The organism is Amycolatopsis sp. cmx-8-4, assembly GCF_046548675.1.
Lineage (GTDB): Bacteria > Actinomycetota > Actinomycetes > Mycobacteriales > Pseudonocardiaceae > Amycolatopsis.
Window position 1 is genome coordinate 442,889 of the sequence record NZ_JAEBDZ010000001.1, and the last position, 23,260, is coordinate 466,148.

Annotated in this window: 25 protein-coding genes and 1 riboswitch; of the genes, 11 read left to right on the top strand and 14 right to left on the bottom strand. The window is 71.5% G+C overall.

Annotated features, from left to right (window positions below):
* Window positions 1-129 precede the first annotated feature (129 nt).
* From ACLJQZ_RS02180 to ACLJQZ_RS02205, 6 genes are all read right to left on the bottom strand, one after another.
* Window positions 130-798: a DUF4190 domain-containing protein gene (locus ACLJQZ_RS02180; protein ID WP_410618290.1), complete on the bottom strand. Its 669-nt coding sequence runs from the start codon at window positions 796-798 to the stop codon at window positions 130-132.
* 305 nt (window positions 799-1,103) lie between these two features.
* Entirely contained in the window at window positions 1,104-1,988 is an 885-nt protein-coding gene (locus ACLJQZ_RS02185; RefSeq protein WP_247058625.1) for a hypothetical protein, read from the bottom strand.
* Window positions 1,985-2,461 (bottom strand): DUF6932 family protein, encoded by a 477-nt coding sequence (locus ACLJQZ_RS02190; protein WP_326944764.1) that lies wholly within the window; start codon window positions 2,459-2,461, stop codon window positions 1,985-1,987. Before ACLJQZ_RS02190 ends, ACLJQZ_RS02185 begins: the two co-directional genes overlap by 4 nt.
* A 56-nt stretch (window positions 2,462-2,517) precedes the next feature.
* Entirely contained in the window at window positions 2,518-2,904 is a 387-nt protein-coding gene (locus tag ACLJQZ_RS02195) for a hypothetical protein (protein ID WP_410618581.1), read from the bottom strand.
* 14 nt (window positions 2,905-2,918) lie between these two features.
* Window positions 2,919-3,665, bottom strand: coding sequence for an OmpA family protein (locus ACLJQZ_RS02200; protein WP_410618291.1), 747 nt, complete (start codon window positions 3,663-3,665; stop codon window positions 2,919-2,921).
* Between the two features lie 1,107 nt (window positions 3,666-4,772).
* Complete coding sequence (locus tag ACLJQZ_RS02205; protein ID WP_247058621.1) at window positions 4,773-5,591, bottom strand: SGNH/GDSL hydrolase family protein; 819 nt, start codon at window positions 5,589-5,591, stop codon at window positions 4,773-4,775.
* Window positions 5,592-5,869: 278 nt separating this feature from the next.
* On the opposite strand from ACLJQZ_RS02205, the gene ACLJQZ_RS02210 reads away from it, so the two are divergent.
* Window positions 5,870-6,532: a DUF3159 domain-containing protein gene (locus ACLJQZ_RS02210; RefSeq protein WP_410618292.1), complete on the top strand. Its 663-nt coding sequence runs from the start codon at window positions 5,870-5,872 to the stop codon at window positions 6,530-6,532.
* A 101-nt stretch (window positions 6,533-6,633) separates the two neighbouring features.
* On the opposite strand, the gene ACLJQZ_RS02215 is transcribed toward ACLJQZ_RS02210, so the two are convergent.
* Together ACLJQZ_RS02215 and ACLJQZ_RS02220 are read right to left on the bottom strand one after the other, a co-directional pair.
* On the bottom strand, window positions 6,634-7,599 hold the full coding sequence (locus tag ACLJQZ_RS02215) for an N-acetylglucosamine kinase (protein ID WP_410618293.1): 966 nt from the start codon (window positions 7,597-7,599) through the stop codon (window positions 6,634-6,636).
* A complete protein-coding gene (locus ACLJQZ_RS02220) occupies window positions 7,596-8,642 on the bottom strand; it encodes an SIS domain-containing protein (protein WP_410618582.1) in 1,047 nt (348 codons plus the stop codon). The genes ACLJQZ_RS02215 and ACLJQZ_RS02220 overlap by 4 nt, the downstream gene beginning before the upstream one ends.
* 148 nt (window positions 8,643-8,790) lie before the next feature.
* Between ACLJQZ_RS02220 and ACLJQZ_RS02225 the strand changes: the two genes are divergently transcribed.
* On the top strand, window positions 8,791-9,546 hold the full coding sequence (locus ACLJQZ_RS02225) for a GntR family transcriptional regulator (protein WP_247058618.1): 756 nt from the start codon (window positions 8,791-8,793) through the stop codon (window positions 9,544-9,546).
* Between the two features lie 43 nt (window positions 9,547-9,589).
* Window positions 9,590-11,137: an MFS transporter gene (locus ACLJQZ_RS02230; protein ID WP_410618295.1), complete on the top strand. Its 1,548-nt coding sequence runs from the start codon at window positions 9,590-9,592 to the stop codon at window positions 11,135-11,137.
* A 109-nt stretch (window positions 11,138-11,246) separates the two neighbouring features.
* On the opposite strand, the gene ACLJQZ_RS02235 is transcribed toward ACLJQZ_RS02230, so the two are convergent.
* A complete protein-coding gene (locus ACLJQZ_RS02235; RefSeq protein WP_410618296.1) occupies window positions 11,247-12,194 on the bottom strand; it encodes a threonine/serine dehydratase in 948 nt (315 codons plus the stop codon).
* 146 nt (window positions 12,195-12,340) lie between these two features.
* Here ACLJQZ_RS02235 and ACLJQZ_RS02240 point away from each other — a divergent pair, with 146 nt between their 5' ends.
* Window positions 12,341-13,081, top strand: coding sequence for a hypothetical protein (locus ACLJQZ_RS02240; protein WP_410618297.1), 741 nt, complete (start codon window positions 12,341-12,343; stop codon window positions 13,079-13,081).
* A 62-nt stretch (window positions 13,082-13,143) separates the two neighbouring features.
* On the opposite strand, the gene thiE is transcribed toward ACLJQZ_RS02240, so the two are convergent.
* A complete protein-coding gene (gene thiE, locus ACLJQZ_RS02245) occupies window positions 13,144-13,803 on the bottom strand; it encodes a thiamine phosphate synthase (protein WP_410618299.1) in 660 nt (219 codons plus the stop codon).
* Between the two features lie 133 nt (window positions 13,804-13,936).
* A riboswitch (TPP riboswitch) is annotated at window positions 13,937-14,042 on the top strand.
* Here thiE and thiO point away from each other — a divergent pair.
* From thiO to ACLJQZ_RS02265, 4 genes are all read left to right on the top strand, one after another.
* A complete protein-coding gene (thiO, locus tag ACLJQZ_RS02250) occupies window positions 14,036-15,112 on the top strand; it encodes a glycine oxidase ThiO (protein WP_410618300.1) in 1,077 nt (358 codons plus the stop codon). Its footprint overlaps the riboswitch before it by 7 nt.
* A complete protein-coding gene (thiS, locus tag ACLJQZ_RS02255) occupies window positions 15,112-15,312 on the top strand; it encodes a sulfur carrier protein ThiS (RefSeq protein ID WP_410618301.1) in 201 nt (66 codons plus the stop codon). Before thiO ends, thiS begins: the two co-directional genes overlap by 1 nt.
* A 1-nt stretch (window position 15,313) precedes the next feature.
* A complete protein-coding gene (locus tag ACLJQZ_RS02260; protein ID WP_410618302.1) occupies window positions 15,314-16,072 on the top strand; it encodes a thiazole synthase in 759 nt (252 codons plus the stop codon).
* 98 nt (window positions 16,073-16,170) lie between these two features.
* A complete protein-coding gene (locus ACLJQZ_RS02265) occupies window positions 16,171-16,602 on the top strand; it encodes a MarR family winged helix-turn-helix transcriptional regulator (RefSeq protein ID WP_247058610.1) in 432 nt (143 codons plus the stop codon).
* On the opposite strand, the gene ACLJQZ_RS02270 is transcribed toward ACLJQZ_RS02265, so the two are convergent.
* Both ACLJQZ_RS02270 and thiD read right to left on the bottom strand, forming a co-directional pair.
* Entirely contained in the window at window positions 16,599-17,402 is an 804-nt protein-coding gene (locus tag ACLJQZ_RS02270; RefSeq protein WP_410618303.1) for an ion transporter, read from the bottom strand. The genes ACLJQZ_RS02265 and ACLJQZ_RS02270 overlap by 4 nt on opposite strands.
* A 352-nt stretch (window positions 17,403-17,754) precedes the next feature.
* Entirely contained in the window at window positions 17,755-18,582 is an 828-nt protein-coding gene (gene thiD, locus ACLJQZ_RS02275; protein ID WP_410618304.1) for a bifunctional hydroxymethylpyrimidine kinase/phosphomethylpyrimidine kinase, read from the bottom strand.
* A gap of 211 nt (window positions 18,583-18,793) precedes the next feature.
* Between thiD and ACLJQZ_RS02280 the strand changes: the two genes are divergently transcribed.
* The gene (locus tag ACLJQZ_RS02280) at window positions 18,794-19,804 is read left to right on the top strand and encodes a phosphatidylinositol-specific phospholipase C domain-containing protein (RefSeq protein WP_410618305.1); all 1,011 of its coding nucleotides are present in this window, start codon (window positions 18,794-18,796) and stop codon (window positions 19,802-19,804) included.
* Here the strand turns inward: ACLJQZ_RS02280 and ACLJQZ_RS02285 are convergent.
* Window positions 19,801-20,724: an NADP-dependent oxidoreductase gene (locus tag ACLJQZ_RS02285; protein WP_410618307.1), complete on the bottom strand. Its 924-nt coding sequence runs from the start codon at window positions 20,722-20,724 to the stop codon at window positions 19,801-19,803. The genes ACLJQZ_RS02280 and ACLJQZ_RS02285 overlap by 4 nt on opposite strands.
* A 91-nt stretch (window positions 20,725-20,815) precedes the next feature.
* On the opposite strand from ACLJQZ_RS02285, the gene ACLJQZ_RS02290 reads away from it, so the two are divergent.
* Both ACLJQZ_RS02290 and ACLJQZ_RS02295 read left to right on the top strand, forming a co-directional pair.
* The gene (locus ACLJQZ_RS02290; RefSeq protein WP_247058605.1) at window positions 20,816-21,211 is read left to right on the top strand and encodes a winged helix-turn-helix transcriptional regulator; all 396 of its coding nucleotides are present in this window, start codon (window positions 20,816-20,818) and stop codon (window positions 21,209-21,211) included.
* Window positions 21,212-21,303: 92 nt separating this feature from the next.
* Complete coding sequence (locus ACLJQZ_RS02295) at window positions 21,304-22,815, top strand: alkaline phosphatase family protein (RefSeq protein ID WP_410618308.1); 1,512 nt, start codon at window positions 21,304-21,306, stop codon at window positions 22,813-22,815.
* Window positions 22,816-22,834: 19 nt separating this feature from the next.
* On the opposite strand, the gene ACLJQZ_RS02300 is transcribed toward ACLJQZ_RS02295, so the two are convergent.
* Window positions 22,835-23,170: a hypothetical protein gene (locus tag ACLJQZ_RS02300; protein WP_410618309.1), complete on the bottom strand. Its 336-nt coding sequence runs from the start codon at window positions 23,168-23,170 to the stop codon at window positions 22,835-22,837.
* Between the last annotated feature and the right edge of the window lie 90 nt (window positions 23,171-23,260).

A 23,260-nucleotide genomic window follows, 5' to 3' on the forward strand; every position in this document is an offset into this window, starting at 1 on the left:
CCGGTGCCAGGCCCCATCAGGAGCACGGGGGAAACCCCGGCGGGGCCGGGAGCCGCCAGGAGCGGCTCGTGGCGGCCCGGCCGGCCGAGATGGGGGTAGGCCGGCCGGTCGCCAGGCGGGTGCCGCCGATCAGCCCACGTTGGCCGTGCAGAGCGCGATGCTCGTCCCGCTGTTCTCCGCGACCTTCTTGCCGTCGACGAGAATGGCGCACGCGATATCGTTGTAGGAATTCGAATTGCGCGTGTCCGCGGTGAGGGTCAAAAGATAAGAACCATTGTTGTACGAAGCCTGGCCCTGCCACGCGTCGGTGCTCGCGGGCGCGGTTTCGGTGCGCTGGTCGCTGAGGCTGCCGTAGCGCACGGTCGCGCCGCCGGCGGAGGTCACCTGGAAGACCACGGCGTGCTTGTCGCCGGCCGCCGCGGGCATGTGCAGCCCGGAGGTGCCGCCGCCGAGGAAGGTCGAGTAGACCAGCATCCCGCCGGTCGAGAGCAGCGCCACGACGGAGACGATGACGGCGGTGATCGCCAGCCCGCGGCCGCCCACGGTGCCCTTCTTGACCTGGACCAGCCCGAGGACGCCCAGGACCAGCCCGATCGCGCCCAGGGGCCACGCGACGAACCCGATGTCCGGGACGAAAGCGACGGCCAGGGCCGCGATCCCGAGGAGCAGGCCGACGATCGCCAGGATGTTCCGGGCGGGTTTCGCATTCGCTTGACGACGCTCAGTGGCCGTCACCGGCGGCGCCGGCCTGCTGCCGTGGCGCGCGGTGGTCGGCGGGTACTGCGGGTCGGTCATCATGCCTGCCCCTTCGGATGGGAGTGCGACGACGTTAACCCATAAGTGTGGCCCAGAACGAAATTGTTACATTCTGGAAAAAGTCATTGTCCCACCATTTTGCGCCGGGTATCGGTATTTCCTGACCTCGCGCTCAGGGTGTGGCCCGGTGATCAATGGGAAGAATATCGGAGTTCCCACTGTTCGATGCGGTCTTTCGCGACCTCACGGCCGGTATCGTAAACACGGTACGAACATCCCGGCACCGCCGTGAGGCCTACGACGAGTGGCGGGTCGGTCGCGGAGTGACAGACCGGATATCGGACTTCTCAGTCGAAAAGACTCACTTCGGGAGTGATCTCGAGGAGTTCGAACACCGGCCGGCCGCGGCGGCCGTCGATCGTGGTCGTCCGCACGACCCGCAGCCGGGCCGTCACCGGGTGGTCGAGGTTCTCCTTGATCTCGTCGAGCAGGTCCTCGGCCACCGCGCCCTGGATGGTCCCGCCCGACTCGCGGTCGAGGTAGAAGATCCGCCGCCGGGTGCGGACGCCGTCGAGCCGCCCGCGCACCGTCTCGTAGCCGACCGCCTCGCGGGACTCCCGGAGGCTGCCCTGCAGGATCCGCGCCTGCTCGGTCGTCATGCTGCGGGTGACCTGCTCGCCGGCGGTCGGCGTCAGCGCCATCCCGATGCCGGCGTTCTTCGCGACGGCGTTGACGATGTCGCTCACGGCGTTGCGGACGGTGTCGCGCTGCAGCAGCACGGCGTCGAGCGCGCCGTCGTCCGAGCCGTTGGCCGGCAGGAAGTCGCACAGCTCCTTCACGGCCCGCTCGGACAGCGTCTCGATGCCGTCCACGATCAGCGCGTCGTCGGCGACGTCGAGCTCCGGGAAGCCGAAGAAGATCGCGTTGCCGGCCTGGCCGCGCTGGATCAGCGGCGCCTTGTCCCGGTCGGCCTGCTGGACGATGGTGACCTCGCCCGAAGGGTTCCGGATGATGTGCCCGATCTTGGCCGTCGCGTCCTGCAGCGCCCGGCTGATGTCGGAGAAGGTGTAGGCGTCGATGTGCTGCTCGCCGATCACGGACACGTGCAGCAGCGGCGAGCGGGACGTCCGCTCGAACTTGGCGTTCGCGGCCATCGCCGACGCGCGCGCCAGGTCGTCCAGCCAGGTGCCGCCCGGGATCTCGTCGGCGATGCGCCGGAACTCGTTCCTCACCAGATCATCTCCGGGTAGCCCTTGCCGCCTGCGGCCCAGACCTCGGCCCAGGTGTCCTCGTCGCCGGGGCGGCACAGGAAGCCGTCCAGCATGCCCCCGACCGGCTGCACCTGGTCCAGGTACATCGCGGGCTGCCCGACGATCACGCCGCGCAGGGTCAGCAGGCCGTACAGCGCCGACCGGCCTTCGTCGTCGAGCCGCTTCAGCGCGCCCCACTCGTCCGGGATGAGGACGACGTCGAGGCCGCGCGGCGGGTGCGCGGTGCGCATGACGAGCTCGCCGCCGATCCACGCGCGCCCCGACGGCATGATCCGGCGGGCCACGCCGAGGTAGCTGTTGAGCGCGCTGAAGAGGATCTCGCGCTCGTTCTGGTGCGGGGCGTCGAAGACCAGGCGCTCGTAGACGTCGGCGAGGTCGCCGGCGTGGCGGCCCGGCGGCAGAACCTGCTGGGGCGTCCAATGGGGGAGCGCCACGCCACCCCCTTCTCAGCCTCGCTCACAGTGCGTAGCCGAATTTACCAGGATGGGTGTCAGGCACCGCGCCCAGGCTGGTGCGGGGCCTGCGGCCACTGGTGGGTGGCGTCGGGCAGGTCGTCCGCTTCGGGCCAGACCGGTTCCTCTTCGGCGGGCCAGTACTCATCCTGCGCCCCGCGTTGCGGTGGTAGCGGGAGGTGTCCTTCGCGGTGCCCGGCGGGCTCGGGGGTGTCCTCGTCGTAGCGGGACTCCTCCGTCGGCTGGAAGTTCGCGGCGGGGATGAACTGCGTCCGCTCGGCCGGCGTGGGCTCGTAGTAGGGCTCGGGTTCCCGGGTGGGCTCCGGCGCGGTGTGCTGGGTGCGCAGGACGAGCCACGCGGAGAGCGCGCCGAGGGCGAAGGCGACGATCAGCCACAGCCAGATCTGCCCGAACAGCCACACCATCCTGCTCACACCCTTCAGACGACGGTGATCTCGACGCGCCGGTCCTCTTCGCCGCCGGCGGCGGGCCGGGTGTCGCCCAGCCCCCGCGACGTCACGCGGCCGGCCGTCAGCCCGTTCGACGTGAGGATCCGCGCGACGGCCCGGGCGCGGTCCCGGGAGAGTTTCAGAGCGGCGCTCTCGCCGCCGGGACCACGGGCGACGTGCCCGGTGACGCGGTACCGGAAGGTCGCGGGCGACTTGGCGAGCGCGACGGCGACGCCCCGGGCGGCCTGCTCCCCTTCGGGCGTGAGCCGGGCGGTGTTCGGCACGAAGGCGATGGGCGCCTCGGCGAGCATCCGATCGATCTCGGCCTGCACGCCGGCTTTGTCCGTGGGCGGCGGCGCTGGGCTGGTGGTGGTCGGCGTCGTGCTTGGTTGTGAGCTTGGCTGTGTTGTCTTTGTCGTTGTCGGGCTGGGACTGGGGCTGGGGGCCACGGGGATGACGTCGCCGGAGATCTGCGCGGCCCGGACGCCATCGACGTTCTGGACGACTTCGAGGGCGCGCAAGGCCTTGTCGGGCGGGAAGCCGCTGAGGGTGGCATCCCGGCCGTCGAAGCTGACGGTGCCCGCGGGAAGCCCCGCGGCGGCGAGCGCGTCCTGGGACTTCGTGATGAGGTCGCGCTGGATGCTCCCGGCCTGCGCCCAGGTCACGACCCCCGCCAGCAGTGCCGTGACCAGCACCGCGATCGGGATCAACCGGATCCAGCCACGCCCACCGGACATGAAGCGACTGTAAGCCGGGCGAGGCGGCTTGGCGACCTGGGAGAGCCGTCCGTCCACAGTTTGTCCCCAGCCGGGTCGACATGTGGACAACTCGAGTTGCGGTGATCGTCCGGACACGTTCTGTCGGATACCCCCGTTACGCTGGAGACGGGCGGCCCCCCTTGGGAGTGGTGGGGTATGTCTGTTGGGTCACCAGGGGGCGGTTTTCGCAGGTCGGCGGGGTTGGTGGTCGCGGAGCGGAGCGAGAGCGGAGCCCGGCGTCGCGCAACGGAGCGGAGCGAGTGGGGAGCAGAGCGCAGCGCAACGCGCGGAGCTGCGCAGCGGAGCGAGTGCGGGAACTGGGCGGAGCTGAGCGCAGCGCAACGGGCGGAGCTGCGCAGTGCAGCGGAGCGAGGAGGTGAGCTGGGCGGAGCAGCGCACTACAGCGGAGCGAGTGGGGGAGCAGAGCCTGGCGCAGCGGGCGGAGCTGCGCAGCGGAGCTGTGGGCGGAGTGGGCGGAGCCCGGTGCAGCGGAGCGAGCCTGGTGCAGCGGGCGGGCGGATCGCAGCGGCGGAGCTAAGCCTGGTGGAGTACAGCGGAGCTGGCGGGCGGAGCGAGTGAGCGGAACTGCGCGGGGCGGGGCGGAGCAAGTGAGCTGAGCGGAGCGGGCGGGTAGATCCAGTGGGCCGGGTCGAGCTGCCGATCCCCACGGACCTCGGCCAGCCGACCTCGCAGGGCGCCGAGCTGGACCGGCGGGCGGGCAAGCGCTGGTCGGTTGCGCTCGCAGTTCGGTCGAGAACTGATGTTCCAGCGCAGCTCGCTTGAGTCTTGGTGGCTCTTGAGCCCGAAAGTCGGGTTCGGCAGGGGCTCGGAGCCAGGCGATCCTTCGGCCGTCAGGCGGCTCGGCGGACTTGATGTGCGTGGGCGGCCTGAGTTCCGGCCGAGCCGGGCGCCTGCAGAGCTGCGTCGCCAGGACCGGCGCGAGACCGGCAGCGAGATCAGCCGCAGGCCAACAGGACTGGCCGCAGAGCCGCAGGCAGCAGAACAAGCCACAGGCCCGCAGCACCCAGCCGCCGGGCGACAAGAAGGCCACGGGTGTTCCGAGGGCGGCCCCCGGAAACCCAACCCTCAGCTGGCCTGCTGCTGTTGCTGAGCGTTCTCCGCCGCCTCCAGAACCTCGATCGGCACCAGCGGTGCCAGCTGCGGCCGCTTCGGGGACAAGCCGTCACCCATCGACTCGCCGCGCAGCTGGCGGCGGATCCACGGCAGCAGGTGCACCTTCGTCCACGCCAGGTCCGACCTGCGCGAGTCGATCCAGCGGCTCGGGGTGTCCTCCGATGGCCACGGCTCGCGCCAGTCGCTGGCCACCGGGATGCCCAGGACCTCCGCCGACTTCAGGGCGATGCGGCGGTGAGCCTCCGGAGAGAAGTGGAGACGGTCGTCGCTCCAGGCTCGGCGGTCGTGCAGCGGGCCCATGGTCCACAGGTCGACCATGCGCGCGCCGTGGCGCTCCGCGATCGCCCACAGGTGCGTGTTGTAGATCGCCACCTTGCCGCGCAGCACCGACATCACCGACAGCACCTTGGTGTCCGGGCCGTTGAAGATCAGTACCGGGATGCCGGCCTCGCGCAGCTTCGCGACGCCCTCCTCGAACCGCTCGACGACCGCTTCGACGTCGGCGCCCGGGACGATGATGTCGTTGCCGCCGGCGCAGAGCGTGACCAGGTCGGGCTTCAGTTCGAGCGCGATCGGCAGCTGCTCGTCCATGATCTCGTCGAGCATCTTGCCCCGCAGGGACAGGTTCGCGTACCGGAAGTCGGACCGCCCGGCCGCCAGGATCTCGGCGAGCCGGTCGGCCCAGCCCCGGAACGAACCGTCCGGCAACGCGTCGTTGAGCCCCTCGGTGAAGCTGTCACCGAGCGCCACATAGCTGTCGAATCCGTACACGTTGGGTCCCCTTCCCGTCCTGCGACCGACCACCCCGACATATAGTTGTACACCCCAACTAACGAATCGGGCCGCACCCCCACGATGCGCCCACCGCCACCGCGGGTTCAGCCGGCGGTAACAGTGTCTTATCTTGTCGGCCTTCCGCGCTCCTGTATTACGCAGTCTTCACCTTCGGTATGTCGTGAAACAGCACACTCGAAGTTAAAACCGGCACCCGATGTGGCGAAGATCTCCCCGGCCGGGGCGTTCCGAGGCTGATCCGGCAGGCTGGACACGTGTCCGAACAACCCCGCGAGTCGCTCGCGCAGATCCTCGGCGGCCGCCGGGGGGCGCTCGACGCCAGCATCCCGCCGGTCGGTTTCGTCGTGGGCTGGCTCGCGGCCGGCCAGTCCATCGCCTGGGGGGCCGGCGCCGCCATCGCGGTCGCCCTCGCGCTCGGGATCTTCCGGTACGTCCGCGGCGGCAAGATCCGCGCGATCGTGGTCAGCCTCGCCGCCGTCGTCGCGGCCGCGCTGATCGCCCTGCACACCGGCCGCGCCCAGGACTTCTTCCTGCTGCAGCTGATGTCCAATGTGGCCAGCGCGCTGCTCTGGGCGGCCAGCATCGTGGTCCGCTGGCCGCTGCTCGGCGTCGTCGTGGGCCTGGTGCTTGGCCAGAAGACGCGCTGGCGCCGCGACCCCGTCCTGCTCAAGGCCTACTCGAGGGCGAGCTGGGTGTGGGTGTTCGGCCAGTACGTGCTGCGCGTCGTCGTCTACGGCCTGCTGTGGTGGTCCGGCCAGGTGATCGCGCTCGGTGTGGCCCGCACGGTGCTGTCCTGGCCGCTGGTCGCGCTGACCGTCGCGGTCAGTGGCTGGGTGCTCTACCGCGCGTTGCCGCCGGAGCATCCCGGCCTGCGCTTGACCCCCGAAACCCGGCCGGAGGACGTACCCGGGGCATAAGGCGGCCCCCGGCGAGGGGGGAGGGTCCGGGGGCCACTGTCTACGGTACCCGGACTACCCGGGTTCAGTCGACGTTTTCACGTCTTCGCGCCGCGTTTTGCTCATTTTCCCAGGAGCGCCGGTCTCGGTGTCCCCTCGCCGAAGGCGTCGACGGCGGCCAGCCAGGCCGCCCCGAGCACCCCATCGGAGCTGGTCAGCACCTCGAGACCGGTCAATCCGCGCCGCACGAGCGCCCCGACCGGGCTGGTCCCGGTGAGCACCGAGCCGACGAGGACGACCGGAGTCGACTCGCCGGGCTCGCGCGCGGCGAGGGCGTTCGCGACCAGCAGCCCGGCCCCGCGGCCCACGATGTCGCCCGCCGCGGGCTCACCGGCGTCGTGCGCCGCGCTCACCAAGGGGGCGAACCGGGCCAGCCGCACCGGCGCCTCCGCGTTGGCGTTCGTGATCAACGCCCGGGACGCGGCGAGCCGCTCGGCGTCGGTCCGGACGTCCACACCGGACGGTCCGAGCGCCGCGGCGAGCACCGCCGAGGGAAGGCCGTCGAGTGACAGTCCACGCCCGAGTGCCTCCAAAGTGGACCGGACGGCCTCGCGGCCGAGCCAGAACGCCGACCCCTCGTCACCGAGCAGCCAGCCGTAGCCGCCCGCGGTGCCGGCCAGCCGCCGCTTCCGGATCCGGCCCGCGATCGAGCCGGTGCCGGCGACGAGCACGGTCCCGTCCGGCGCGGCGGTCGCGGACGCGTACGCCACTTCGGCGTCGGCGACCGCACGGACGACGCCGGTGAGCCCGATCCGGGCCCACGCGGCCTCGAAGACCGCGGCGATCGCCGGATCGCTCAGCTTGCTGACCCCGGCCATGCCGACGACGCACGCGCGCACGCCGCCGGGGTCGCGCCCGCCGAGGGCCGCGGTGATCGCGTCGGCGATCCGGCCCGCGGCCACCTCGGGCGCGTGGGCGTTGGGGTTGGCGCCGTCGCCGCGCCCGGTACCCAGCACGACGCCGGCGGCGTCGACCAGCGCGGCCCTGGTCGACGTGCCGCCGGCGTCCACACCGACCGCGAAGGTCACCGGGTCTTGGTCACCTTCAGCAGGCCGCGCGGGCTGTCCGGGTCGCCGCCGCGGGCCAGCGACAGGCCGAGCGCGAGCCGCTGGAGCGGCAGGATCTCCAGGATCGGCGCCAGGTCCTCGACGGTCGGCGCGACGTCGATGCGCAGCGCCGCGGGCACCTCGGAGGCGGCCGAGCCGACGGCGAGGACGTCCGCGCCGCGCTTGCCGACGGCCTCGAGGACCTCGTGCATCGCCTGGCCGCCGTGCCCGGCGCTGGTCACCGCGAGCACGGCGGTCTCGCCGTTCACCGCCGCGACCGGGCCGTGCAGCAGGTCCGCGCCGCTGTACGCGCGGGCGGCGAGGTAGCTGGTCTCGGCGAGCTTGAGCGCGCCTTCGAGCGCGGACGCGTAGGAGTAACCGCGACCGGTCGTGAGGACGCGGTCCACGAAGCGGTACCGGTCGACCGCGCGCTGGACGTCCTCGACGGAGCCGTCGAGGGTCTGCTGGGCCAGCTCGCCGATCTTCTCGGCGTCGGCCGCCTTGCCGCCGCGCACCGCGTCGATCAGCAGGTACAGCGCCATCAGGGTGGCGGAGTACGTCTTGGTCGCGGCGACGGCCTTCTCGACACCGGCGCCGATGTCGATGCCGAGCTCCGACGCCGCGCGCAGCGGCGACTCGGGCGTGTTGGTGACGGACACGGTCAGCGCGCCCTGGCGCCGGGCCGTCTCGGTCACCTCGATCAGGTCAGGTGAGCCACCGCTCTGGCTGACCGTGACGAACAGCACGTCCCGCAAATCGGGCCGCGCGCCGTACAGCGTCGCCGTGGACGGGGAGACAAGACCAGCCGGAAGGCCGAGCATTACCTCGATCAGGTACTTCGCATACAACGCTGCGTGGTCACTCGATCCACGCGCGGCGAGCAAAGCGAAGCGCGGGGGGCGTTGTGAGATCTTTTCCGCCACCCCGGCGATTTCCGCCTGACGCTCGACCAGTCCGGCCAAGACGTCCGGCTGCTGGGCGATCTCCGCGGCCATGTGCTCGCCGGGCCGTTGTTCGGTCATCATTTTCCTCTCCACCTCCGGCATTATGTACCGGACTCAGGCGGCGTCGGTCAGGTCTAGACCAATCTTAGTGGGGCGGCGCGTTTGGGGAAAAGGGTACGTTTCTTACGGGGACGTGGCGTGTTATGAGGGAAGACATAGGGAGTCGGGCATGTTGGACACCACCACCGCGGGCGAGGCGGGTGCCGTCGCCGGGATGCGCGGTCAGCGAGAGCCCAAGTACTGGGCGCTGAAACAGCACCTGCTGGACCTGCTCGACGTGCTGCCGCCCGGGTCGCCGATCCCGACGGAACGCGCGCTCGCCGGGGAGTTCACGGTCTCCCGCACCACCGTGCGCCAGGCGCTGGCCGACCTCACCGCCGAGGGCCGGCTGCACCGTGTGCAGGGAAAAGGCACCTTCGCGGCCGAGCCGAAGCTCGCCCAGCGGCTGCAGCTGTCCTCCTACACCGAGGACATGCGCAAGCAGGGCCTGAAGCCGTCGTCCAAGCTCCTGGAAGTCGAGGAGCTCCCGGTCGAGGGCGATCTGGCGAAACTGCTCGGAATCCGGACCGGCGCGAAAATTCTTCGCCTTCGACGGCTTCGACTGGCGGATTCCCAGCCGATGGCGCTCGAGACGACGCACCTGCCGCTCGGCCGCTTCCGCGGCTTGCGCAAGCACGTCTCGGCGGGCGCGTCGTTGTACGCCGTTCTGCGCGAGCACTACGGCGTCGAACTGGAACGCGCGGAGGAGACGATCGAGACGTCGCTCGCCGGGCCGCAGGAAGCGGAGATGCTCGGGGCGGACGTCGGAATGCCGGTGCTGATGCTGACGCGGCACTCGTTCGCCACCGACGGCAAGCCGGTGGAGTTCGCCCGCGCGATCTACCGGGGGGACCGCTACAAGTTCGTCACGACGCTGATGCCGTAGGGCCAGGTTGACGGGGGGTCTTCGGGCGCGGTGGAGTGTGCTGGTGACAGCCACCGAAGACACCGGGATCCGGTGGGGGACGCACGCCGCGCGCGGCGTGCTCGCCACGACCATCCTCGGCTCCGGCATGGCGATGCTCGACGGCACGATCGTCAACGTCGCCCTGCCCCGCATCGGCACCGAGCTGGGGGCGTCCGTCGCCGGGCTCCAGTGGATCCTCGACGGCTACATGCTGGCGCTCGCCGCGCTCATCCTGGTCGCCGGCTCGCTCGGCGACCGGTACGGCCGGCGCCGCATGTACCTCATCGGCGTCGTCTGGTTCGGCGTCGCGTCCGGGCTGTGCGCCGCCGCGACGTCGACCGAGATGCTCGTCGCGACGCGCATCCTGCAGGGCATCGGCGGCGCGCTCCTGACGCCCGGGTCGCTGGCGATCCTCCAGTCGTCCTTCGCGCACGACGCGCGCGCCCGCGCGATCGGCGCGTGGTCCGGCCTCGGCGGCATCGCGGCCGCCGCCGGGCCGCTGCTCGGCGGACTGCTGGTCCAGCTGTGGTCGTGGCGGCTGGCGTTCCTGATCAACGTGCCGATCGCGGTCGCCGTCGTCTTCATGGCGCGCAAGTTCGTGCCCGAGTCGCGGGACGAGGAAGCGACCGGGCACCCGGACTTCGGCGCCGCCGCGCTCGGCGCGATCGGCCTCGCCGGGATCACCGGCGCGCTGGTCGAGGCGCCGGGACGCGGCCTCGGCGACCCGATCGTGCTGGTCGCGGGCGTGCTGGGGATCGCGGGGCTGGCCGCGTTCGTGTTCGTCCAGCACCGCTCGCGGGAGCCGCTGGTGCCGCCGTCGCTGTTCCGCGACCGGACGTTCACGCTGTCCAACGCGCTGACCTTCGCCATGTACGCGGCGCTCGGCGGCGTGCTGATGCTGCTGGTCATGCAGCTGCAGGTCTCGCTCGGCTACTCGCCGACCGCGGCCGGGCTGGCCGGGCTGCCGCTCACGGTGATCATGCTGCTGCTCTCGGGCCGCTCGGGCGCGCTCGCGCAGCGCATCGGCCCGCGGACGCAGCTGGTGGTCGGGCCGATCGTCGTCGGCATCGGGATGCTGCTGATGCTGCGCATCGCGCCCGGCGCGTCCTACCTCGGGGCCGTGCTGCCCGCCGTCGTCGTGTTCGGGCTGGGCCTGGCGACCGTGGTGGCCCCGGTGACCGCGACGGTGCTCGCCGCGGCCCCGGACCGCTACGCCGGCGTCGCGTCGGGCGTCAACAACGCGATCGCCCGCTCCGGCGGCCTGCTGGCGGTGGCGGTGCTACCCGCCGCGGCCGGGCTGACCGGCGAGGCGTACAACGACCCGGTCGCGCTGACCGCGGGCTGGCGGACGGCGTTGATCATCTGCGCGGTCCTGGCCATCGCCGGTGGGCTGATCGCGCTCGGCATCCACAACGGCGTCCTCGCGCCGCCCACCCCCACCCCCACGCCCGCGCCGCCGGCCGCACCTCCGGTCGCCGACGAGTCGCCCCACCTGGGCGAGTGCTTCAGCTGCGGCGTCGAGGGCCCGCCGACGCACGTGCGCCGAGGGGCCCCGGCCGCCGGCTCCTGACGGGCCCCATGCGCCCCAATGTGGCGTTGGGTGCGTCCAACGCACCCAATGTGGCGTTCGGTGCGTCAGATGCACCCAACGCCACATTGGGGCGCTCGGGCCGAGCGGGTCAGGCCAGGATCTCCGCGAACAGCGCCGGGTCGACGTTGCCGCCGGAGACGATCGCGACCGTGCGGCCGGCGGGCAGCTCGGCCGCGTGGTGCAGGTAGGCCGCCGTCGTCACCGCGCCGCTGGGCTCGGCGACCAGGCGGGCCTTGTGCGCAAGTGTTCGGACGGCGTCGCGGATCTCGTCCTCGGTGACCGTCACCATGGCGTCGACGACCTTCGTGAGGTGCGCGAAGGTCAGCTCGGACGGCTGCGCGCGCAGGCCGTCGGCGATCGTGCGGGCGCGGTCGGCCATCGGCCAGTCGACCTGGCGGCCCAGCCGCAGGCCCTCGGTCGCGTCGCCGGCCAGCGCGGGCTCGACGCCGATGACCCGCGCCCGCGGGCAGCGCGCCTTGATCGCGGTGCCGACGCCGGCGGCGAGCCCGCCGCCGCTCACCGGCACCAGCACGACGTCGACGTCCGGCAGGTCTTCGGCGATCTCCAGGCCCGCGGTGCCCTGCCCGGCGATGATCGCCGCGTGGTCGTAGGGCGGGACGAGGGTCAGCCCGCGTTCGGCGGCCAGTTCGTGCGCTTTGGCCTCGTGTTCGCCGATCGGCACCTCGATCACCTCGGCACCGTACGAGCGGGTGGCCTCGACCTTGATCCGCGGCGCGACGTCCGGCACGACGATCACCGCGGGCACGCCGTACCACTGTGCCGCGTACGCGACGGCCTGCGCGTGGTTGCCGCTCGAGTAGGCGATGACGCCGCGGGCGCGCGTCGCGTCGTCGAGGGTGCCGATCGCGTTGAACGCGCCGCGCACCTTGAACGCGCCGATCGGTTGCAGGCTCTCGGGTTTGAGCCACAAGGACTTGCGCGGGTCCCACGTTTGGAGCAACAGCGGCGTGCGCACGGCGACACCCTCGACGCGCTTCGCGGCGGCCTCGATGTCGGAGATCGTCACCAGTTCCATCTGCCGAGTATGTCAAGAAACCGTGCGATTTGCACTGTCTATTGTGGACAGTCGGAGTGGCGCTCCTCACGCTGCGGCAACGAGGGGAGTTTCCCGCGCGCCTTACACGTTGGACAGGGGAGAAGACTTACTACCGGATCGGGATCATGAGCAAGGAGAACGCAGCGACTTCCGAAACGAAGGAAGCAAAGTCAGGACTGCGCATCGCGCAGGTGATGGCGGCGGCGCTCGCGGCGGTGACGGCGGCGCTGCTGGGGTCGACGCTCGGCGTAGCGGGCACGGTGGCCGGCGCGGGCGTGGCGAGCGTGATCACCACGGTCGGCGGCGAGGTTTACCTGCGCTCACTGCAGCGCACGCGCGCGGCCGCGTTGAAGGCCCGGCAGCTGGCGACTTCGGGGATCCGCCGCCGAGGCGGCGTCGAGGTGCCCTTGGCCGAGCAGCCCACGGTCCGGCTGAAGCGCCCGGACGACCTGCCCACCGACGGTCCGGACGACGAGCCGGGCAGGCTGCGCAAACTGCGCTGGCCGCTGATCATCGGCACGAGCGTGGTGGCCTTCGCGGTGGCGATCCTGGCGATGGTCAGCGTGGACGCGGCCACGGGCGGCAAGGTGGCGGGCGGCACGGGCGCGGGCATCGGCAAGATCTTCGGCAGCGGCTCGGGCCCTTCGACCCCGACCCCGTCGACGACGCCCTCGACCTCGACGAACGACACCCAGGACTCACCGACGGACACGTCGTCGACGACGACGCAGTCGAACACCCCACCGACGACCTCGTCGGACACGCCGACCACGACCCCGACAACGCCGAGCACGACCTCCCAGAAGCCGACGACCTCGGCCGCACCCCCGACCAGCCAGGGCGCGGCGGCCACCCCGACCCCGTAAAGCCGTGAAGGCCTCCTTACCGGCTCTTATGGCCGGTAAGGAGGCCTTCACGGACTTCAGCGTCAGGCGAGGTGGGACCGCAAGTCGCGGGCTGCGGCCGCTGGGTCCTCCGCCTCCGTGATCGCCCGGACCACCACGATCCGCGACGCCCCCGCCGTCAGGACTTCCGGCAACCGTGGGACGTCGATGCCGCCGATGGCGAACCACGGCCGGGACACCGCGGCGGCGGCCGTGGAACGGACCAGGTCCAGGCCCGGTGCCGAGCGGCCCGGCTTGGTCGGCGTCGGCCAGCAGGGGCCCGTGCAGAAGTAGTCCACACCCGGCTCGGAGGCAGCGGCCGCAGCCTGCGAGAGAGAGTGCGTCGAGCGGCCGATCACCACGTCGTCGCCCACGATGCGGCGGGCCAGGGGGACCGGGATGTCGTCCTGGCCCAGGTGGAGGACGTCCGCGCCGACCGCCAACGCCACGTCCGCCCGGTCGTTCACCGAGAGCAGTGCTCCGTGACGCTCGCACGCCTCCGCCAGCACCTCCAGCGCCGCGATCTCGCCGGCGGCTTCCAAAGCGCCGGTCTTGTCCCGCAGCTGGATGATGTCGACGCCGCCGGACAGTGCCGCGTCGGCGAACGCGGCGAGGTCGCCGCGGGTCGTTCGGGCGTCCGTGCACAGGTACAGGCGCGCGGCGTCGAGGCGGGCGCGGATCTTGTCACCGGAGAGGGCGGGCATAGCGGCGACCGTACCTGGCCGGTTACCGGTCCGGCCAAAAGCAGGCCGGCCCTCGAGCGGTACGTGCCGTTGCCACCAAAGCCATCCGGCCGTGACTGTGGTTGGACTGGTAACGAACGGCACAGTAGGGTGGCCGAGTCCGCACGGGAGCCCGAGGCACGGGCTGAGAGGGAGCTGCCGCTCCGACCGTGGAACCTGATCCGGGTCATGCCGGCGCAGGGAGCGTGATCCCATGACGAACACCGTGGCCGTGGTCGGCGCCGGCGTGATCGGCCTGTCCGCGGCGTGGCGCGCGGCCGCGAAAGGTCACGCGGTCACCGTCCACGACCCCGAACCCGTGCGCGGCGGGGCGTCCTGGCTGGCCGGCGGCATGCTCGCCCCGGTCACCGAGGCCTGGCCGGGTGAGGAAGACGTCCTCGCCCTCGGCGAAGAGTCCCTCCGCCGGTGGCCCGGCTTCGCGCGCGACCTCAGTCAAGAAGGCGTCGACCCCGGGCTCGCCGAGCACGGGACGCTGGTCGTCGCCTTCGACAGCGCCGACGCCGGGCACCTCGACATCCTCGCCGGCTACCTGCACTCCCTCGGCCGCGCGGCCGAACGCCTCACCGGGCGCGAGGCCAAGCGGCTCGAGCCCGGCGTCGCGTCCGTCCGAAGTGGACTCCACGTACCCGGCGACCTGGCCGTGGACAACCGGAAACTGCTCAACGCGCTGTACGCGGCCTGCGTCAACCACCAAGTCCGGTTCGTCCGCGAACGCGTCGAAACGATCCCGGACGCCGACGCCGTCGTGCTCGCCGCCGGCGCCTGGACCGGGCGGCTGCACCCGCGGCTCGCCGACGCCGTCCGCCCGCTCAAGGGCGAGATCCTCCGGCTGAAACCGCGCCGCGGCTGCCTGCCGCCGCCGACGCGGACCGTCCGGGCCGTCGTCGAAGGCCGGCCGATCTACCTCGTCCCGCGCGGCGACCAGGAGCTCGTTCTCGGCGCGACGCAGTACGAAGCGGGCTTCGACCAGGCCGTCACCGCGCGCGGCGTCCGCGAGCTGATCGAGGGCGCCGAGCGCGTCTTCCCGGCGATCACCGAGTACGAGCTGGTCGAGACGGCCGCGGGCCTGCGCGCCGGCAGCCGTGACGCGCTGCCGTACCTCGGCGTCCTGGACGACGGCGTCTACGCCGCGACCGGGCACCACCGCAACGGCCTGCTGCTGGCCCCGGTGACCGCCGACGCCGTGGTCGCCTGGCTCGAAGGCGATAAGCCGCCCGAAGGCGTCGAAGCGGCTTCACCCGCCCGCCTGCACCAGAAGGAGCACGTGTGATGGAGATCAAGCTCAACGGCAAGTGGACGGAGTTCCCGGACGCCGCGACCGTCGCCGACGTCCTCGACGCCGCCGGCGGGCAGCGGCCCGGGATCGCCGTCGCGGTAGACGGCGTCGTCGTCCGCCGCGGCGACTGGACCACCGCCGCAGTGCCCAAGGGCGCGGCGCTCGACGTGCTCACCGCCGTCCAGGGAGGCTGAAGTGGACGAAGCACCGCTCGTCATCGGCACGCACAAGCTGTCGTCACGGCTGATCATCGGCACCGGCGGCGCGGCGAACCTCGCCGTGCTCGAACGGGCGCTGGTCGCGTCCGGCACCGAGCTGACGACCGTCGCCATGCGCCGCGTCGACGCCGAGGGCGGCTCCGGCGTCCTGGAACTGCTCCGGCGCCTCGGGATCGAGCTGCTGCCGAACACCGCGGGCTGCCGCACGGCCGCCGAAGCCGTGCTCACCGCGCGGCTGGCGCGCGAGGCGCTCGGTACCGATCTGATCAAGCTCGAAGTCCACGCGGACGACCGGACGCTGCTCCCGGACCCCGTCGAAACCCTCGACGCGGCCGAGCAGCTGGCCGCCGACGGGTTCACCGTGTTCGTCTACACGAACGACGACCCGGTGCTCGCGCTGCGCCTGGAGGAGGCCGGCTGCGCCGCCGTGATGCCGCTGGGCGCGCCGATCGGCACCGGCCTCGGGATCCGGAATCCGCACAACATCGAGCTGATCGTCTCGCGAGCAGGCGTCCCGGTGATCCTCGACGCCGGAATCGGCACCGCGTCGGACGCCACCCTGGCGATGGAGCTCGGCTGCGACGCCGTCCTGCTGTCCACTGCGGTCACCCGGGCCAGTGATCCCGAGCGGATGGCCGCGGCGATGCGGTCGGCCGTCGTCGCCGGGCGGCTGGCCCGCGGCGCTGGGCGGGTGCCGCAGCGCTTCTGGGCGCAGGCGTCGAGCCCGCCGCGGTGAACCGGAGCGCCTTAACACCGAACCTGCACCGCCAACCCGTAAGGTAGACGGAACTTTCCGGCGCACCCGCGCACGGGTGAGGGCAGAAGGAGCCAGCCGTGACCACATCGGTTCAGGACACCTCGGGCAGGTTGTACCTCGCCGTGGGCAGGCTGTCCCGGTCACTGCGCCAGGCCGGTGTGCCGGGCCCCGGCCACGGCGCGATCTCCGCGCTCGCGACGCTGGTCCACGCCGGTCAGCTGCGCCTCGGCGACCTCGCCGCCAAGGAAGGTGTCGCGGCGGCGACCATGTCGCGGATCATCGCGTCCCTGGTCGAGGCCGGGTACGTCAGCCGCGAGTCCGACCCGGTCGACCGGCGGGCGTGGCTGGCGAAGGCCACCGAAGAGGGCGAGCGGCTCGTGTCCGGCGTCCGGTCGACGCGTGTCCAGGAGCTGAACCGGCGGCTCGACAAGCTGTCGCCGGAACACCGCGAGGCACTGACCACGGCGCTCCCAGCACTCGAAGCGCTGATCGCCGACGAAGACCGCTAAGCGGCTTTCTGCCGTAGTTCGGCCAGCTCCGCGCGCAGGGCGCGGAGCTCTTCGAGGATCTCGCGGTTCGCTTCGGCCTGCGTCGCGGCCTGCTTCGCCTCTTCTTCGCGGATGTCTTGGCGCAGCTCGTCCTCCATGCCGCTGACCACGACGGCGATGAAGAGGTTCAGCACCGCGAAGCTGGACACGAGGATGTAGACGACGAAGAAGATCCAGGCCATCGGCGCCTGCTGCATGATCTCCTTCGCGATGTCCGGCCACGCCTCGCCGGTCATCACCTGGAACAACGTGAACAACGACGTCCCGAGGTCGCCGAAGTTCTCCGGCGAGATCACGCCGAACAGCTTGGTCGCCATCACCCCCGCGACGAAGATGATCAGCCCGAGCAGCGCGGCGATCGACGCCATCCCGGGGATCGCCGCGAGCAGCCCGGAGACGACCTTGCGCATCGACGGCACGACGGAGATCAGCCGCAGCACCCGGAGCACGCGCAGCGACCGCAGCACCGCGAACGGCCCGGTCGCCGGGATCACCGCGATGCCGACGACCAGCAGGTCGAAGACGTTCCAGTTGTCCCGGAAGAACGCGCCGCGGTAGGCGTAGAACTTCGCCAGCAGCTCGGCGACGAAGATGCCGAGCGCGATGTGGTCGAGGGTGTGCAGGAGGCCGCCGTAGCCGTCGATCAGCGACGTCGACGTCTCCATGCCGAGGGTGACCGCGTTGAACACGATCACCGCGATGATGAAGTTCTGGAAGCGGCGGTCCTCGAGGAACCTCGCCACCCGCTCGCGCCCGGTCAAGGCCGTCCCCCGTTGTGGTCAAGGATCAGTAAACGAGGAAAGGGTAACCGGACGGGTACTCAGCGCTCTTCGGGTGCCAGCCGCCAGAAGGCCGGGGCTGGTGTGGTTCGGGCGCCCGCGCGGTGCCGTGTCGCGCGGGCGCCGGCGACCGGTTTGCCCGGGTGTCGGGCCCGGACCGCGGGAAGGTCGCGGCCGCGGCCCGGGCGAGTGGGCGGGGTCCGGCGGGTGACCCGCGATCTTCGGGGCCGGCCGCCGGACAGCCTGTTTCGGTCGCCCCAGCGCAGGGTTTCGTGCGCGAATGGCGGCGACCGGCGGGTCTTCGGGCGCAGGTTGCCGCAAGTCGTGCCGGTACTCAGCGCTCTTCGGGTGCCAGCCGCCAGAAGGCCGAGACCGGCCCGACCTTGGCGCCCATCGGGTAGGCGTGCTCGACCGCCTGGGACACGAACCACTTGCCGTAGCGGGCCGCTTCCACCACCGACATGCCCTTCGCCAGGCCCGCCGTCAGCGCCGACGCCATCGTGTCGCCCGCGCCGTGCGTGTGCTGGGTCGGGTAGCGCTCGCCCGGCAGCTCCACGAACGTCGAGCCGTCGAAGAGCAGGTCGACGCACTCCGGGTCCGCCTGCAGGTGGCCGCTCTTGACCAGGACGTAGCGCGGGCCCATCCGGTGTAGCACCACCGCCGCGGTGTGCATGCCCTCGCGGTCCTTCACCGTCATCCCGGTCAGCAGCCGGACCTCGTCGAGGTTCGGGGTGAGCACCGTCGCGCGCGGCAGGAGCTCGTCGCGCAGGGCGCGCAGGCCGGCGTCGTCGAACAGCGGGTGGCCGTGCATCGAGGCCGCGACCGGGTCGACGACGAACGGGATCTTCTCGTCGCGGCCGATCTCCGCCTTGTCGCACGCCGCCGCGACGGCGTCGATGATCGCCGCGGACGCCAGCATGCCCGTCTTGGCCGCGCCGACACCCATGTCCGCCGCGACGGCCTCGATCTGCCCGGCCACGATGTGCGGCGGCAGGTCGGCGCGGTCGTGCACGCCCAGGGTGTTCTGCACCGTGACGGCGGTGACCGCGACCAGGCCGTGGACGCCGCAGGTCAGGAACGTGCGCAGATCCGCTTGCAGACCGGCGGCGCCGCCGGAGTCCGAACCGGCGATGGTCAACGCGGTGGGCGGGCTCGTGGTCATTCTCTTCCCGACTTCTGGTCTAGGCCAATCGGCCGCTTTTGCTTCATCAACAGGCCACCACGGTGGCACATTGTGTGGGCTACTCACCAGTTACCAATCTGGCAGGAAGTAGGCGGATACGGTCCGCAGCCGGTCTGCACGAGGCGCCGGTTTCCGCCGTGGCTGCTGTCGGATTGGTAACCATCGGCACTGTATGGGCGAAGGAGCCTGGATGAAGCTCTTCTCGGTGGTACTCCTCACGGCCGCTCTCACGTTCTCCGGGGCGACCGCCGCCAATGCGGACGGCCCGAAGCTCTCCCACGTCACGACGGTCGGCGTGCACAACACGTACGACCCGGCGGCCTACGACTACCTGGCCAGGGCGCTCGACGCCGGCTCGTCGCTGATCGAGCTCGACGTATGGCCCGACTTCTTCACCCACGAGTGGAAGGTCAGCCACTCGAACCCGTTGGGGAACAGCAACAACTGCGTCGCGGCGACGTCGGCGGCGCAGCTGTACACCGGCGGGAAGAACAAGAACCTGGAGTACTGCCTCGACGACATCCGGATCTGGCTCGCGGCCCACCCGGGGCACACGCCGCTCACGCTCAAGCTCGAGATGAAGACCGGCTTCTCGGACAACACCGGCATGGGCCCGGACGAGCTGGACGCCACGTTCCGCTCGCACCTCGGCAGCGTCGCCTTCCGCCCGGGGGAGCTGCTCGGCGGCTACGGCACGCTCGACGACGCGGCCAAGGCGGACAACTGGCCGTCCGTGGACGCGTTGCGGGGCCGGGTGATCACCGAGATCATCCCGGGCACGGTGGAGGAGCAGAACCCGACCGACACGCTGAAGACCGACGTCGAGTACGGCCGCTACCTGGTCGGGCTCAAGAACGCCGGCCGGATCGGCGACGCCTACATCTTCCCGACCGTGCACGGCGCGGCCGGCGGTGACCCGCGCGACAAGTACACCGCCGACCTCAAGCCGTGGTTCGTGGTCTTCGACGGCGACGCGAACGCGTGGGTCACCCAGACCGGGCCGGGCTGGTACGACACCAACCACTACTACGTCGTGATGACCGACGGCCAGAACGTCGCGCCGGCCATCGACGCCCACAACCCGACGGTCGAGCAGGCCAACCAGCGCGTCGCCGACCTGGCGAAGCAGCACGCGTCGGTGATCACGTCCGACTGGACCGGGCTCACGACGGTGCTGCCCCAGGTGCTCGCCAGGGGTTAGACGGTCAGCACGAGCTTCCCGGCCACCCGGCCGGACTCACCCAGCTCGTGCGCCTTCGCCACGTCTTCCAGCGGGAAGGTCTGCTCGACGCGGACCTTCAGCTGACCGGCCTCGATCAGCTCGACGAGGCCGGTCAGCCCGCCGCGGTCCGGTTCGACGAGGATTCGTTCCGTCCGCACTTTCCGTTCGGCAGCCGCCTTTTCGACCCGGTCGCCGACGCCGCTGGGCACGCCGATCAGCAGTCCGCCTTCCTTGATCGCGGGCAGCCAGCGCAGGTCGCTCTCCTCGCCGACGAGTCCGAAGTAGACGTCCACATCGGACGCTGTCGCGGCTTCGTCGTGGTAGTCGATCGGCTCGTCGACGCCGAGTTCACGCAGCAGGTCGTGCTTGCCCGCGCTGGCCGTGCCGAGCACGTACGCGCCGCGCGCCTTGGCGATCTGGACGGCGAGGTGCCCGACCCCGCCCGCGGCGGCGTCGACGAACACCCGCTGTCCGCTGTGGACGTTCCCGACGTCGACCAGGCCCTGCCAGGCGGTCAGCCCGGCCAGCGGCAGCGCGGCGGCCTCGGCGAACGAGAGTCCGGCGGGCTTGCGCACGAAGTGGCGCGAGGGCGCGGTGACGTACTCCGCGTAGGCGTTGGCCGGGCGCGGGAACCAGGGCATGCCGAGGACTTCGTCGCCCTGCCGGACGCCGGTGGCGCCGAAGCCGGTCTCCTCGACGACGCCGGCGACGTCCCAGCCGACGGTGAACGGCGGCTCGCCGAGGAACCCGCCGCCGGCGCGCACCTTCCAGTCGACCGGGTTGATCCCGGCGGCGTGCACCCGCACCAGGACCTCCGTGGGCCCGGGGGCCGGCCGCGGTGCTTCGGTGACGGTCAGCACCTCCGGGCCGCCGAGTGCCTGCTGGGTCACGATGCGCATCTGTTCGCTCCTTCTTTCCGGGGTCGGCTCCTATACTCGGACGGGTAGGCACTTTTCGCCAGAAGGCACTTCTTCGTAAAGTAGGTACCCGATGGAAACCACCTGCGACCAGGACGGACCCTGGGACGTCTACCTCCGCAGCTGCCCGTGCCGTGACGTGCTGGACCTGCTGGCCAACAAGTGGACGGCCCTGGTCCTGGGCGCGCTGGCCCGCGGCCCGCACCGCTTCGGCGAGCTGCGCCGCGCGGTCGACGGCGTCAGCCAGAAGATGCTGACCCAGAACCTCCGCCAGCTGGAGCGCGACGGCTTCCTGACGCGCACGGTCTACCCGACGACACCGCCATCGGTGGAGTACGCGCTCACGGACATGGGCGCCGAGGTCGGCGCGCACCTGATCGCGCTGAGCGCCTGGTCCCAGGCCAACTTCGGCCGCATCCGCTCGGCCCGCGAGTCCTACGACGGCCGGGAGCTGCAGCCGGTCCGCTGATGGCTCACCGGGTTTCGCCGCGCGTTCACCTCTTCGTCTTCGTGACTCCCTAACCTCCGGGTAACTCATCCGAACCAATTCCTGGAGGGTTCATGCGGAGACTGTTCTGCCTGGTCACGGCGTTGGTGGCGGCCGCGGGGCTGGCCACCGGCGTAGCCGAGGGCGCGGCGAAGACGCCCAAGGTGCTGGTGATCGGGCTCGACGGCACGCGGTTCGACAAGCTCCTCGCCGCCGACACGCCGAACGTGCACGCGCTGGTCCAGCGCGGGTACTCGTCGCGGAGCTCGCTGTACGGCAGCGGGATGGCGCCGACGCTCAGCGGGCCCGGCTGGTCGTCGATCCTCACCGGCGTCTGGCCCGACAAGCACCTGGTCAAGGACAACGCGTTCACCGGCAACAACCTGGCCGCCTACCCGAGCTGGCTGGCGCGCGCCGAGACGGCGAACCCAGCGCTCGACACGTACGCCGCCGTCGACTGGAAGCCGATCGGCGACAAGATCCTGCGGACCGGTCAGGACCGCAAGTACGTCCTGGACGGCGACAGCGCCGGCTACGAGAACACGGACCCGCAGATCGCCGCGGACGCCGAGAAGCACCTGAAGCAGGACAAGGCCGACGCGTCGTTCGTCTACTTCGGAGACACGGACGAGGCGGGCCACGCGCACGGCGCCGACTCGCCGGAGTACGCGGCGACCCTGCGCGCGGACGACGCGTACCTCGGCCGGCTGCTGGCAGCGATCAGCGCGCGACCCTCGTACGCCACCGAAGACTGGCTGGTCATGCTGACGACCGACCACGGCCACACCGGCCCCGGCGGCCACGGTGGCGACAGCCCCGAGGAGCGCATGACGTTCGTGGTCGCGGCGGGCGGCGCGGTGCCGGCCGGAACGCCCGCGGTGGCGCCGAAGATCGTCGACATCGCGCCGACGGCGTTGCGGCACCTGGGAATCTCGCTTTCCCTGGACGGCTACGCGCTGGGCTCGCTTCCCGCGGATCCGTTCGACTCGGCGGTCTTGAAGCCGCGGGTGGACGAAACGGGCGTCCCGGCGTCGGTGCTCGGCTGGACGCACGACGCGCCGTCGGGCTGGACGGTCCGCAACGCGTCGGCCATGCCCGCGGGTGTCACGGAGTGGCAGGGCTGGGCGTTCACGAACGACGACTTCTGGACGCGCACCGCGCCCGGGCAGGAGCGGGAGGCGAACGTGCGCGCCCGGGGCGTGTTCGCGGTGGCGGACCCCGACGAGTGGGACGACAAGGGGTCGCCGTCTTCTTCGGGGACCTTCGACTCTTCGCTGGTGTCGCCGGCGCTTGCGGTGACCGGTAAGTCCACAGTGGACGTCGGTTTCGTCTCGCACTACCGCCAGGACGGCACCCAGCGCGGCGCCCTGACGGTGTCCTTCGACGGCGGCGCGGAGCAGCCGGTCCTGGCGTACGGCCCGGAGTCCTCTTCCGCGAACCGGGGCGGCGACATCCTGTCCCAGCCGACGACGGCGTCGGTGCAGGTCCCGGCGGGCGCTCGTTCGGCCCGCTACACGTGGCGCCTCTACGCGGCGGGCAACAACTGGTACTGGGCGGTCGACGCCCCGCACCTGACGACCCGCTGAGCGCACGGGTGGGGCCGGTTCACGCGCCGGGCCGGTCCCACCAGTGCGGCTGGTCGGTGTCAGGCCGGTCGCGCAGCGGGAAGTAGAACGGAACGTCGAGCGCGGCCGCCAGCGACTGGCCCTTCTCCGACGCCTCTTCATCGGTCGGCTGCGTGCGGCCGAGGTGACCGGCGAACCTGGCCAGGGTGACCAGTTCGTACTCCGGACGCGCCACGACGACGCACAGCGTGGGGATCCAGCCCCGCGAGTCGCCGTCCCAGATGATCTCGACCGCGAGCGGGCTCAAGCCCTGTTCGGCGACGGCGGCGAGCATCCCGGTCACGGCGACCTCCGGCGGCGGCTTCAACAGCAGCACGCGTCGGTGATCACGTCCGACTGGACCGGGCTCACGACGCTGCTGCCGCAGGTGCTCGCCCGCGGTTAGTGGGTCTGCCGCGGCTCTCGT